11 protein-coding genes are annotated in these 13,234 nt (G+C 66.5%); 7 read left to right on the top strand and 4 right to left on the bottom strand.

Translation table 11 applies throughout. The features are described 5' to 3' along the window. Window positions 1–21 precede the first annotated feature (21 nt). The 3 genes from sucB to AACX88_RS03310 form a co-directional block, all read right to left on the bottom strand. Entirely contained in the window at window positions 22–1,905 is a 1,884-nt protein-coding gene (gene sucB / locus AACX88_RS03320) for a 2-oxoglutarate dehydrogenase, E2 component, dihydrolipoamide succinyltransferase (protein ID WP_339391685.1), read from the bottom strand. 20 nt (window positions 1,906–1,925) lie between these two features. Further along, window positions 1,926–3,314, bottom strand: coding sequence for a dihydrolipoyl dehydrogenase (gene lpdA, locus AACX88_RS03315; RefSeq protein ID WP_339391684.1), 1,389 nt, complete (start codon window positions 3,312–3,314; stop codon window positions 1,926–1,928). Between the two features lie 139 nt (window positions 3,315–3,453). Continuing rightward, a complete protein-coding gene (locus tag AACX88_RS03310; RefSeq protein WP_339391683.1) occupies window positions 3,454–4,938 on the bottom strand; it encodes a leucyl aminopeptidase in 1,485 nt (494 codons plus the stop codon). 109 nt (window positions 4,939–5,047) lie between these two features. Here AACX88_RS03310 and AACX88_RS03305 point away from each other — a divergent pair, with 109 nt between their 5' ends. Then, complete coding sequence (locus AACX88_RS03305; protein WP_339391682.1) at window positions 5,048–6,151, top strand: quinone-dependent dihydroorotate dehydrogenase; 1,104 nt, start codon at window positions 5,048–5,050, stop codon at window positions 6,149–6,151. Here AACX88_RS03305 and AACX88_RS03300 read toward each other — a convergent pair. Further along, a complete protein-coding gene (locus tag AACX88_RS03300; protein ID WP_339391681.1) occupies window positions 6,126–6,731 on the bottom strand; it encodes a DUF3043 domain-containing protein in 606 nt (201 codons plus the stop codon). The two genes, AACX88_RS03305 and AACX88_RS03300, sit on opposite strands and share 26 nt — an antisense overlap. A 23-nt stretch (window positions 6,732–6,754) precedes the next feature. Here AACX88_RS03300 and AACX88_RS03295 point away from each other — a divergent pair, with 23 nt between their 5' ends. From AACX88_RS03295 to AACX88_RS03270, 6 genes are all read left to right on the top strand, one after another. Next, entirely contained in the window at window positions 6,755–8,140 is a 1,386-nt protein-coding gene (locus AACX88_RS03295; protein WP_339391680.1) for a dipeptidase, read from the top strand. A 132-nt stretch (window positions 8,141–8,272) separates the two neighbouring features. After that, window positions 8,273–8,626: a HesB/IscA family protein gene (locus AACX88_RS03290; protein ID WP_339391679.1), complete on the top strand. Its 354-nt coding sequence runs from the start codon at window positions 8,273–8,275 to the stop codon at window positions 8,624–8,626. Between the two features lie 35 nt (window positions 8,627–8,661). Further along, window positions 8,662–9,312: a leucyl/phenylalanyl-tRNA--protein transferase gene (gene aat / locus AACX88_RS03285; protein WP_339391678.1), complete on the top strand. Its 651-nt coding sequence runs from the start codon at window positions 8,662–8,664 to the stop codon at window positions 9,310–9,312. A gap of 109 nt (window positions 9,313–9,421) precedes the next feature. Further along, on the top strand, window positions 9,422–10,294 hold the full coding sequence (gene ctaC / locus AACX88_RS03280; RefSeq protein ID WP_137826136.1) for an aa3-type cytochrome oxidase subunit II: 873 nt from the start codon (window positions 9,422–9,424) through the stop codon (window positions 10,292–10,294). After that, a complete protein-coding gene (gene ctaD / locus AACX88_RS03275) occupies window positions 10,291–11,988 on the top strand; it encodes an aa3-type cytochrome oxidase subunit I (protein WP_339391677.1) in 1,698 nt (565 codons plus the stop codon). Before ctaC ends, ctaD begins: the two co-directional genes overlap by 4 nt. After that, entirely contained in the window at window positions 11,985–12,386 is a 402-nt protein-coding gene (locus AACX88_RS03270; RefSeq protein WP_339391676.1) for a cytochrome c oxidase subunit 4, read from the top strand. The genes ctaD and AACX88_RS03270 overlap by 4 nt, the downstream gene beginning before the upstream one ends. Window positions 12,387–13,234: the final 848 nt, after the last annotated feature.

Genomic DNA, 13,234 nt, shown 5'->3' with positions numbered 1-13,234 from the left:
CACTGCTGTGTTCGGGCTGCCTCAGAGGTCGAGGTCGGCTTCGAAGTTGCCGTCCTCGAGGCGGGCCTTGATCGTCTGCAGGAAGCGTCCCGCATCCGCACCGTCGACCAGCTGGTGGTTGTAGGTCAGCGGCAGGTAGACCATGTCGCGGATCGCGATGGACTCCTCACCGTCGGCCGTCTTGACCACGATCGGACGGCGCACGATCGCACCGGTGCCGATGATGCCCATCTGCGGCTGGTTGATGATCGGGGTGTCGAAGAGCGCACCCACCGAGCCGATGTTCGTCACCGTGAAGGTTCCGCCGGAGAGCTCGTCGGGCATGATCTTGTTGTTGCGCGTCCGATCGGCGACATCGTCGATGGCCTTGGCCAGGCCTGCGATGCTCAGGTCACCGGCGTCCTTGACGACGGGCACGAGCAGACCACGCGGAGTGTCCACGGCGACCGCGAGGTTCTCGTGGTCGAAGTAGGTGATCTCCTGCGTCTCGAGGTCGTACTGTGCGTTGACCTTCGGGTGCTGCTTGAGCGCCTCGACGATCGCCTTCGCGAAGAACGGCAGGTAGGTGAGCTTGACGCCGTGCTTGGACAGGAACGCGTCCTTGCTCGCCTTGCGCAGCTTCGCCACCCGGGTCATGTCGACCTCGATGACCTGTGTCAGCTGTGCGGAGGCCTCGAGGGACTCGCTCATGCGCTTGGCGATGGTCTGCCGGATGCGCGAGGCCTTCTCCGTGGTGCCGCGCAGCTTCGCAGCCTCTTCGGGGATCTCGAGCGTGAACGGCTTCTTCGCCTCGCCGGATGCCGCAGGCGCCGAGGCGGCGGCCGGGCGGTTCGCGGCCGCAGCGATGACGTCCTGCTTGCGGATGCGACCGCCCACACCGGTGCCGGTGACCGTCGAGAGATCGACGCCCTCGTCGCGGGCGAGGCGACGCACGAGCGGCGTCACGTATGCGGAGTTCTCGCCCACCGTGTCAGCGGCAGCCGACTCGGACTTCGCCGGAGCGGCGGGTGCCGCCTGGGCAGCGGGTGCCGCCTGGGCGGCCGGTGCAGTCTGGGCGGCCGGTGCAGTCTGGGCTGCCGGCGCCTGGGTCTCCTGCTTGGGTGCCTCGGCTGGCTTCTCGGCGGGTGCCGATTCCTGCTTGGGGTCCTCCTTGGCAGGCTCCTCGGCGGGAGCTTCCTGCTTCGGCTCCTCCTTGGCGGGGGCCGCCTCGGCGGGAGCTTCCTCCTTGGCAGGAGCGCTCTCGGTCGGGGCGCCCGAGCCGATGCGCGCGAGCGGGGCTCCGACGTCGACGGTCTCGTCCTCCTCGGCGAGGTGGGCCTGGACGATGCCGGCCACGGGGGAGGGGACCTCGGTGTCGACCTTGTCGGTCGAGACCTCGAGGAGAGGTTCGTCGACCTCGACCTCGTCACCGACCTCCTTGAGCCAGCGGGTCACGGTTCCTTCGGTGACGGACTCGCCGAGTGCGGGCATCGTCACTTCGGTGCCCTCGCCGGAATCGGATGCCGACGACTCGGCAGGCTGCTCCGACGCGGCGGACTGCGCGGGCTCCTCGGCCTGAGATTCCTCGGCCGGTGCGGGCTCGTCGGCGCCGCTCGGTTCCTCGGTCGCGCCGGCTTCGACGCTCGCGGGCTCCTCTTCGGGGGCGACTTCGGCCTCGGCCGAGCCGCTGCCGTCGCCGATGTAGGCGAGGTCGCCGCCGACCTCGACGACATCGTCCTCGTCGGCGAGGATCTTCTCGAGCACACCGGCGAAGGGGCTCGGGATCTCGGTGTCGACCTTGTCGGTCGAGACCTCGAGCAACGGCTCGTCGACCTCGACCTCATCGCCGACGGACTTCAGCCACCGGGTGACGGTACCTTCGGTCACCGACTCTCCGAGAGCCGGCATCTGCACGGAATTCGACATATCTTTCGTCTCCTCGGATCTTATGAGTGGAAGTGCAGGGGTTTGCCGGCGAGAGCCAGGTGAGCCTCGCCGAGGGCCTCATTCTGCGTCGGATGCGCGTGGATGAGCTGCGCGACTTCCTCCGGGAACGCTTCCCAGTTGACGATGAGCTGCGCCTCACCAACCTGCTCGCTCAGCCGGGCGCCGATGCCGAAGATGCCGACGACGGGGCCGTCCTTCTCACGGATGACCTTGATGAAGCCGGTCGTGTTGAGGATGACCGACTTGCCGTTGCCGCCGAGGTTGTACTCGAGCGTCTCGACGTTGTCCGCACCGTACTTCTCCTCGGCCTGCTTGGCCGAGAGTCCGACGGAGAAGATCTCCGGTTCGCAGTAGGTCACGCGGGGGATGCCGCTTTCGATGATCGGCACAGGTCCCAGCCCGGCGATCTCCTCGGCGACGAAGATGCCCTGACCGAACGCGCGGTGGGCGAGCTGGAGGCCGGGGACGATGTCGCCGACGGCGTAGATGTTGCCGACGCCGGTGTGCAGGCGCTCATTGGCGAGGACGAATCCGCGGTCCATCGGGATACCCTGCTCTTCGTAGCCGAAGCCCTCGGTGACGGGTCCGCGGCCGACGGCGACGAGGAGGTACTCGGCTTCGAGCACGGTGCCGTCCTCGAGGGTGACCTTGACACCGTCGGCGGTCTCCTCGACGCCCTTGAACATGACGCCGAGCTTGTAGTTGATCTTGCGCTTCTTGAACGCGCGCTCGAGCGCCTTCGAGATCGACTCGTCCTCATTGGCCACGAGGTGGGGCAGGCCTTCGACGATCGTGACGTCGGCACCGTAGGACTTCCAGACGCTGGCGAACTCGACGCCGATGACGCCGCCGCCGAGGACGATGACCGACTTCGGGACCGTCTTGAGCTCGAGAGCCTCGGTGCTTGTGAGCACGCGGTCGGTGACGTCGAGGCCGAGCGTCTTCGAGGTCGACCCGGTCGAGAGCAGGATGTTCTTGCCCGTGAGCGTGTAGGTCTCGTCCGCTCCCTTGACCTCGACCTTGTCCTGGCCGACGAGCTTGCCGTCACCGAGGTAGGTGTCGATTCCGCGGGCCTTGATGAGTCCCTGCAGGCCCTTGTAGTTGCGGTTGATGACGTTCGTCTTGTACTCGAGCACCTTGTCGATGTCGATGCCCTTGAACTCGGCGTCGACACCGAAGGTCTCGGACTCCTTGGCCGAGTCGGCGACCTCAGCGGTGTGGAGGAGGGCCTTCGTCGGCACGCAGCCGCGGTGCAGGCATGTTCCGCCCACCTTGTCGCGTTCGATCAGAGCGACCTTCATATCGAGCTCTGCCGCGCGCAGAGCCGCGGCATAGCCGCCGGTTCCGCCGCCGAGGACGACAAGGTCGTAGGTCAATGAGTCACTCACGGATTACTCCTCGTAGCTGGGGTCAAGCCTGCCTCAGGCAGCTATCCCTCTTATCTTTCCACTTTTCTCGCCAGGCGCGAAAGCACACAGTGTCTGTTGCGCCACAGGTGGGGAGCGTCACTCCCGCATCGAATGTGCCTCAGTCGGCGTCCCGGGCGAGCTGCACGAGCGTGCGCACGGCAGCGCCGGTGGCGGCGACCGGGGTGTAGCCGAACGCCGAGCCGGTGTTGAAGCTGGGTCCGGCGATGTCGATGTGCGCCCAGGCGGTGTCCTTGCCGACGAACTCGCGCAGGAACGCGGCTGCGGCGAGCATGCCGCCGGGACGCGGTCCCGAGTTCTTCAGATCCGCCGCGGTCGAGTCGAAGCCTGCGAGCATCTCCTCGGGAATCGGCATCGGCCAGATGTCCTCACCGGCGAGCTTCGCCTGCTCGGCGACCTGAGTGCGCACCGCCTCGGTGCCCATGACACCGGAGGTCCGGTTGCCCAGCGCCACGATCTGCGCTCCGGTGAGGGTGGCGACGTCGATGAGCAGGTCGGGGTTCTCCGCGTCGGCGTCGGTGAGGGCATCGGCGAGGACGAGGCGGCCCTCGGCGTCGGTGTTCGTCACCTCGACGGTCTTGCCGCTGCGCATCGTGAGCACGTCGGAGGGACGCTGCGCTGAGGAGCCGGGCATGTTCTCCGCCAGCGGCAGCCACGCGGTGGCCTTGACGGGCAGACCGAGGTCGGCGATCGCGAACACGGCCTCGACGACGGCTGCGGCGCCGGCCATATCGGACTTCATGTCCTCCATGCTCGCGGCCGGCTTGAGGGAGAGTCCGCCGGAGTCGAAGGTGATGCCCTTGCCGACGAAGCTGAGGTGGCGGGCGGCCCCCTTGGGGCTGTATTCGACCTTGACCAGGCGGGGTCCGCGGGTCGAGCCCTGACCGACGCCGATGAGGCCGCCGTAGCCGCCGGCGGTCAGTTCCTTCTCGCCGAGCACGGTGACCTTGACCTTGCGCGACTTCGCCTGGTCCTTGACGGTCTGGGCGAACGATTCGGGGTAGAGGTCGAGCGGGGGAGTGTTGACGAGGTCGCGGGCGCGGTTGGTCGCCTCGGCGATGACGACGCCCTCGGCGTGGGCCTTGGTGTACGCCTTGCCCTTGGGTCCGACCACGGTGACGGGGCCGGGCACCGTGTCGTCGTCGCCGGTGCGGTAGGCGAGGAAGCGGTACGCGCCCAGGCCGGCTCCCACGGTGACGGCTTCGACATCCTCGGCGGAGGAGACCGGCAGGGCCACCGCGATCGACGAGGCACCGGTCAGGGCCCGCAGCGCGGTGCCGGCGGCGCGGCGCAGCGCCTCGCGGTCGGCGACGGGATCGCTGTCGGTCGAGGGGTCGAAGGATCCGAGGCCGACGAGGAGCACGCTGTCGGCGCTCACGCCCTTCGGGGAGGGAATGCGCACGGTCGCACCAGCCTTCCCCGTGAACTCGATCGCCTTGGCGGCGTCGTCGAGGGCTGCGCGCACGGCCTTGGTCGCATCGAGTCCGAGCACGGACCCGTCGGCGACGCCGAGGACGAGGACGGAATCGCCTGACTTGGTCGGATTCGTCGCAGCGTAGCTGGAGGGGGTGGAGGCACCGGGCATGTGTTCCCTTTCTTCGTCATTGAGCGTTGCCTTCGATCCTAGTCCCAATTCGCTCGCCGAGGTGGATGCGCCCGTCTCTCACACCTGGGACTGTCCTATTGTTGAGGGCGTGTATCGACTCATCTTCTCTCTCGTCTTCGCCCCCATGGACGCCGAACGCGCCCACCACGTCTCCTTCACCGCTCTGCGCACCCTCGATCGGTTCCCCGGACTCTCCCGGCTCATGCGCCTCATCTTCGCCCGCGGCACCCGTGACCGCGTCGACGTCCTCGGCCTGCCGTTTCCCAACCGGGTGGGTCTGGCCGCAGGCTTCGACAAGAACGGCGTCGGCATTCGGGCGCTCTCGACGCTCGGCTTCGGACACATCGAGGTCGGCACGATCACCGCGCACGCCCAGCCGGGCAACGACCGGCCCAGGCTCTTCCGCCTGCTGCGCAACCGCGCCCTGCTCAATCGGATGGGCTTCAACAACGACGGTGCGCGTCAGGCGTCGTTCAACATCACCCGGGCGCGGAAGGCGATCGACTCCCTGCCTGCCGGGAAGCGTCCGATCGTCGGGGTGAACATCGGCAAGACGAAGGTCGTGGCCGCCTCCGATGCGGTCGCCGACTACGTCGCCTCGACCCGTGAGCTCGCCGCCCTCGCCGACTACCTCGTCATCAACGTCAGTTCACCGAACACCCCGGGTCTGCGCGACCTGCAGTCGGTGGCCGCCCTCGAGCCGATCATCACCGCGGTCCGCGACACCGCCGCCGAGGTGGTGGCGGCACCGCGGTCGACGCTGGGACATGTGCCGCTGCTCGTCAAGATCGCCCCCGACCTCAGCGACGACGATGTCGTCGACATCTGCGACCTGGCGGCGCGCGCGGGCGCCGACGGGCTCATCGTGACCAATACGACGATCGACCGCAGCGTGCTCACCGGAGCCGAAGCGGCGTTCGCGAAGCGGGAGGCGGGCGGGATCTCCGGACGCCCTCTGGCCGAACGGTCGCTCGAGGTGCTCCGGCTGGTCACGGCCACGGTCGGCGATCAGCTCACGGTCGTCTCGGTCGGCGGCATCGGCGACGGACGCGACGTCTCCGCTCGTCTCGCCGCCGGCGCCGACCTCGTCCAGGTCTACTCGGAGATGATCTACTCGGGTCCCTTCTGGCCCGGACGCATCATCCGCGACCAGGGGACCCGCCTGCTCACTCGGGGTACTGGCGGCGCTTGACCTGCGGCTTGGGCATGCGCAGCGGCCGCAGCTGGACGCTGCGCATGACCGCGTAGAAGGGGATGCCGCGTTCGACGGTGCCGAACTTCGCGCGCAGGCGCCCCTTGAGGATGTAGTTGAGGATGAAGCCGTCGAGGATGACGAGCGCGAGGAGACCCCACACCGCGTAGGTGAAGTACTGCTGGATCGCCACGGGCTGGGTGAAGGCGACGACGAGGATGAGGATCGCGGCAGGGATGAAGAGCTCGCCGATCGAGAATCGCGCATCGATGTAGTCGCGGACGTAGCGGCGCTGGGGTCCGCGGTCGCGGCGGGTGAGGTACTTCTCCTCCCCGTTCATCATGCCGATGCGGGCACGGTCGCGCTCCTTGCGCTGCTGATCCTTGGCCCGCTGGTTCGCGACCTTGCGATCCTTCGAGACCAGCGGCTGACGGCGCACGGCCTCCTGCTGACTCCGCTTGGGAGTCGGGCGGCCCTTCTTCGCCTCGGCATCACGAGTCGACGCCTCCGCCTCCGTGGAATCGTTGTCTGTCTTGGGGGAGGAGTCGTTGTCCTCGTGAGTCTTCTTGCTTCCGAACACGGAATGAATACTACCGTTGGACCATGAGCGAATCGACTTCCGCACCTGATGCTGCCCACCTCCACTCCCGCGTCGACGAGATCTTCGACGAGGTCCTCGACCAGCTGAGCGACCTCGTCGCGATCCCCTCGGTCGCCTGGCCGAGCTTCGATCCCGCGAACGTCACCGCCAGCGCCGAGGCGGTCGCCGGGCTGATCCGCGAGCTCGGGATCGAGGCGGAGATCCTCACCGCCCCCACCGAGGACGGGACGCCGGGCTACCCGGCCGTGGTCGCCTCGGTGCCGGCCCCCGCGGGTGCCCCCACGGTCCTCCTCTACGCCCACCACGACGTCCAGCCTCCCGGCCGCGCCGAGACCTGGGAGACCGAGCCGTTCACCGCGACGCGGAAGGGCGACCGGCTCTACGGGCGCGGAGCCGCCGATGACAAGGCCGGCATCATGGTCCACCTCACGGCTCTGCGGCTGCTTGCCGACCGCCTCGGCGTGGGGGTGCGTCTCTTCATCGAAGGCGAGGAGGAGGCCGGCAGCCCGAGCTTCCGGAACTTCCTCGACCGCTATCGCGACAGGCTCGCAGCCGATGTCATCGTCGTCGCCGACTCCGGCAACTGGGCGGCGGGGGTGCCGGCCCTGACGACGAGCCTGCGGGGCATGTGCGCGGTCGAGTTCGAGGTCGCCACGCTCGACCATGCGGTGCATTCGGGCATGTACGGGGGAGTCGTGCCGGATGCGATGCTCGCGATGACGAAGGTGCTCGCGAGCCTCCACGACGAATTCGGCTCGGTCGCCGTCGAGGGCCTCGTGTCGACGCCCGAGACCGACATCGACTACGAGGAGGCGACGGTCCGGGCGGACTCGGGCGTGCTCGAGGGCACCGAGCTCATCGGCACCGGGACCCTGGCCTCGCGGCTGTGGTCGCAGCCGTCGATCACGGTCATCGGCCTCGACATCCCGGACGTCGACGTCTCCTCGAACACCCTGCAGCCGAGCCTGCGGGCCAAGCTCTCGATCCGCCTCGCCCCCGGCGACACCCCGGAGAACGCCGTGGCAGCGGTGACGAAGCACCTCGAGGCGAACCTGCCCTTCGGGGCGACGCTGACGATCGGGGAGACCGAGGGCGGCAGCCCGTGGCAGGCCGACCTGAACGATCCCGTCGTCTCCGTTGCCCGTGAGGCGCTGACCCAGGCGTGGGGCACGGAATCGACGACGATGGGCCTGGGCGGGTCGATCCCGTTCATCGCCGACCTCCTCGAGGTCTTCCCGCAGGCCTCGATCCTCGTCACCGGGGTCGAGGATCCCGATGCGAGGGCGCACAGCGCGAACGAGTCGCTGTACCTGCCCGACTTCAGAGCCGCCATCGTCGCCGAGGCGCTCCTCCTCGACGCCCTCGGGCGCACAGACGCCGCCCGGTGACGGGCGCAACGGCCTGGTGACGGGCGTCACCGGAGAACTCCCGCAGTCGGGAGAGGCAGTTGGGAATAGCCTGCGCACCGCGCATGTTGAACGCGGTGTAGCCTTGGGCCCAAGACCACATAAGGAGCAGCAATGACAGCGACGAACGAAGCCACCGCCACGCACGAGGTCGAGCTCTCGGGCGAGGCCGCGGACAAGGTCCGCAGCCTTCTCCAGCAGGAGGGCCGCGACGATCTGCGCCTGCGTGTGGCAGTGCAGCCCGGCGGCTGCTCGGGACTCATCTACCAGCTCTACTTCGACGAGCGCTTCCTCGACGGCGACGCCGTGCGCGACTTCGACGGCGTCGAGGTCATCGTCGACCGGATGAGCGTTCCCTACCTCAACGGGTCGACCATCGACTTCTCCGACACCATCGAGAAGCAGGGCTTCACGATCGACAACCCCAATGCGGGCGGATCGTGCGCGTGCGGCGACTCGTTCCACTGAGTCATTCCGTCTAGCGCCCGCTGACACACAGCGAAATGGACCTGGAGGATCTGCGCGCCGTCACTGCAACGGCGACGGAACCCCAGGTCCTTTCCGCGTATCGGGCCGGTCTCTTCCCGATGGGCATCGGACGCGGCGGCACCGGACGCATGGGTTGGTGGGCCCCGCGCCGCCGCGGGGTGCTCCTGCCCGGTGACCTGCGGGTGAGCAAGAGCCTGCGGAAGTCGATGCGCGCCTTCGACTTCACCGTCGACACCGCCTTCGACGATGTCATCCGCGCGTGCGCCGACCCCTCCCGCGCCGGTGCCTGGATCACCCGGGAGATCCTCGACCTCTACACCTCCCTGCACGCCCACGGTTGGGCGCACTCGGTCGAAGTGTGGAAGGACGGACGCCTCGCAGGCGGCCTCTACGGCGTGGCGATCGGCTCCCTCTTCGCCGGCGAGTCGATGTTCCACCGTGAGACCGACGCCTCGAAGGCCGCTCTCGCTCACCTCGTCGGTCTGCTCGACGACCATTCCGACGGTGTCACCTCGGCGGATGAGGGGGAGTGGCTCATCGACACACAGTGGCAGACACCACATCTGGCCACCCTCGGCGTGTCGGAGATCAGCGGTCTCACGTACGCCGCGCGGCTTGAATCCGCGCTCCGGGGCAATCGCGCTCAGCTAATTCTCAACAAATGAACATCTGCATGTGAATTTCTACCGTGTGTAGCGGTAGTCTGTTATATGACAAAGTACGAGTTCGTCTTTCGGCCTGCCGAACGGCGAAGATGGTTGTGAAAGGCTGCACGTGGATTCTCCGAATCAGTCAGGACCGCGACGGTCCTGGGCGAAGCGGCTCGGCATTCTGGGCGCCCTGGCTCTGCCGGCGCTCCTTAGCGGATGCACGAAAGAGCAGATTGCCAACGGATTCTTCCCACTCGAATCGAAGGGTGCGACCAACCACACGGAGGCCTACACCGCCCTGTGGAACGGAGCGTGGATCGCTTCGATGATCGTCGGCCTCATCGTCTGGGGCCTCATCCTGTGGGCGATCGTGGCCTACCGCCGCCGCAAGAACGATCGCGGTCTGCCGGTGCAGATGCGCTACAGCATGCCGATCGAGATCCTGTTCACGGTGACGCCCGTCATCCTCGTGCTCGGATTCTTCTTCCAGAACGTCCAGGTGATGGCCAAGACCACCGACGACCGGACGCCCGGCGCACAGGTCATCGAGGTCGCCGCCAAGCAGTGGGCGTGGGACTTCAACTACGTCAATCAGGACGTCTACTACGCGGGCACGCAGGTCAACCTCGACGGCACCGAGAAGCCGGGTGAGAAGGCTCCGACCCTCTACCTGCCCGTCAACACGGACCTCGAGATCAAGCTCCACTCGCGTGACGTCATCCACTCCTTCTGGGTCCCCGCCTTCCTCGAGAAGCGCGACATGATCCCCGGCCACGATCAGAGCCTGTTCCTGCGTGCCGAGAAGGAAGGCGAGTACGTCGGCAAGTGCGCCGAACTCTGCGGTGAGTACCACTCGGAGATGCTCTTCAACGTCAAGGTCGTCTCGAAGGCCGAATTCGACGCGTACACGAAGTCGTTGGCAGACGAGGGCAACACCGGTCAGCTCGGGCCCGAATACGATCGCAACTGGTACCCGAAAGAAGGTGCAGAGGAATGACCGCCATGACAGATCAGGCGGCTCTTGACGCTCCGGTGGTTCCCCGGAGCAAGGGCAAGATCATCGTCGACTGGATCACGTCGACCGATCACAAGACCATCGGGTACATGTACCTGATCGGCTCGTTCTTCTTCTTCTGCGTCGGCGGCGTGATGGCTCTGATCATCCGCCTCGAGCTCTTCGAGCCCGGCATGCAGATCGTCGAGACGAAGGAGCAGTACAACCAGCTGTTCACGATGCACGGCACGCTCATGCTGCTGATGTTCGCGACACCGCTGTTCGCCGGCTTCGCCAACGTCATCATGCCGCTGCAGATCGGCGCGCCCGACGTGGCGTTCCCCAGGCTCAACGCCTTCGCGTTCTGGCTCTACCTCTTCGGCAGCCTCATCGCCCTCTCCGGCTTCCTCACCCCGCAGGGTGCGGCGGCATTCGGCTGGACGGCGTATGCGCCTTTGAGCAACACGACATTCACACCAGGCGCCGGAGGCAATCTCTGGGTCCTCGGCCTCGCGCTGCAGGGCTTCGGCACGATCCTCGGTTCGGTCAACTTCATCACGACGATCATCACGATGCGCGCTCCGGGCATGACGATGTTCCGCATGCCGATCTTCAGCTGGAACGTCCTCATCACCGGCATCCTCGTGCTCATGGCCTTCCAGCCTCTGGCCGCGGCCCTGCTCGTGCTCGCCTCCGACCGCATACTCGGCTCCCATGTGTTCAGTCCGGGTAACGGCGGACCCATACTCTGGCAGCACCTGTTCTGGTTCTTCGGACATCCAGAGGTCTACGTCATCGCTCTGCCGTTCTTCGGCATCATCACGGAGATCATCCCTGTCTTCAGCCGCAAGCCCGTCTTCGGCTACAAGGAGCTCGTGTTCGCGACGATCTCGATCGCGGCCCTGTCCGTGACCGTGTGGGCACACCACATGTACGTCACCGGCGTGGTGGCGCTGCCGTTCTTCGCGTTCATGACGATGCTCATCGCGATTCCCACAGGTGTGAAGTTCTTCAACTGGATCGGCACGATGTGGAGAGGCTCGATCACATTCGAGACTCCCATGGTGTGGGCGATCGGCTTCCTCGTGACCTTCCTCTTCGGCGGTCTCACGGGTGTCATCCTCGCCAGCCCGGCGCTCGACCAGTCGGTCTCGGACTCGTACTTCGTCGTCGCGCACTTCCACTACGTCATCTTCGGCACGGTCGTGTTCGCGATGTTCGCCGGATTCTACTTCTGGTGGCCGAAGTGGACGGGCCGGATGCTCAATGAGAAGCTCGGCCACATCCACTTCTGGATCCTCTTCATCGGCTTCCATGGCACGTTCCTCGTCCAGCACTGGCTCGGCGTCGACGGCATGCCCCGTCGCTACGCGGACTACCTGCCGCAGGACGGCTTCACGTGGATGAACCAGGTCTCGACCGTCGGTTCGCTCATCCTCGGCCTGTCGATGGTGCCGTTCTTCTGGAACGTGTGGATCACGGCCCGCAAGGCGCCGAAGGTCACCGTGGACGACCCGTGGGGCTACGGCGGTTCGCTCGAATGGGCGACCTCATGCCCGCCCCCGCGCCACAACTTCACCTCGCTGCCGCGCATCCGCTCGGAGCGCCCGGCATTCGACGTCAACCACCCTGAGCTTCTGGAGTACGCCGGCCACGGCCACGCCGAACCTCAGCTCGCCGGAGGTACCGCCAAGTGAAAGCTTCGATCAACGTCTTCATCTACTGCGGCCTGTTCTTCATGGTCGTGGCAGTGGTCTACGGGTTCGTCACGAACTTCAACGAGCTCGTCGGATTCCCGGCGCTGCTGCTCGTCGGAGTCATGTCGATCATGATCGGCACCTACCTGTGGCTGACCGACCGCCGTGTCGGCCGCCAGCCGCAGGACAACGACGTGGCCGAGATCTCCGATGCCGACGCCGACTACGGGTTCTTCAGCCCGTGGAGCTGGTGGCCGATCGTCTGCGCCGGTGCCGGTGCGGTCTCGTTCTACGGCATCGCCATGGGATGGTGGATCTTCCCGTTCGGCGCGGTGCTCGGTATCGTCGCCCTCATCGGCATCTCGTACGAGCACGATCGCGGCGGCTTCGCCCACTGATCGACTCAGGCTCCTGAGGCGTCACTGACGTCACTGGTTTCGAGGCCCGGACTCTTCTCAGAGTCCGGGCCTCACTGCATTCACCGCACGCGCCCAACCCACGGCATTCATCGCGCAGCTGTCATCCGACTGCATTCCCCCGACAGTTGACGATCACCACCATGCACCGCGGACGCTCGACCACGATGCCGCGGACCGCGACCCTGCCGCGCCGGCACTGCCCTCCACAGTGGGCACCCAGGCGTTCCACCCGCGGCACGCGACCAACCACAACTGCGAGCCGCCGATTCGGCCCAGTACGCCCATGTCGCGATGCGACGTCGACACTGCGCGGAACCCACTCGGAGCGTGTCAAACCACCTGCAACGCGTTAACCCACTTGCAGCACGACAACCTCGGTGAAGCTTCATAAAACGGCGGTGAAGCCGCATAAACCACCCGTGCACAGGTAGGACGTAGCGCTAACCATGAGTGTTCTGTCGTGGTGAGCTGAGCACGCCCGCAGGTCAGCACTGTGACCCTCTTATGGAGAGCAGCAACGGACTCGACGACCACAGGCGCATCACTCTGACCTACGACGGCCTCCGCAGTTACGCCACGCATTCGCCGCACGACCGTCGAAGACTCATCCACTCTGCCCGAAGGGCGCGGATAGAGAGCGCCTGTCGGAGGCCGCCGGCGGCTCGGAGATGCTGCACTGAGAGCAGCGCGAGCGTGTGCGAGCTTTGGCCAAGCATGAGCGCTCTCGCTCCTGAACGACAGGGTCAACGATGCGTAAAGAATGATCTCTACGCGGCGGTTGAAAACTGACGCCGCAGGCACGCACCCGTAGGGCGACAACCTCGGCG

It is taken from the genome of Brevibacterium metallidurans (assembly GCF_037101285.1).
Classification (GTDB): domain Bacteria; phylum Actinomycetota; class Actinomycetes; order Actinomycetales; family Brevibacteriaceae; genus Brevibacterium; species Brevibacterium metallidurans.
Note: the sequence above shows the minus strand (reverse complement) of the source record. Positions and strands in the feature narration are given on the sequence as shown.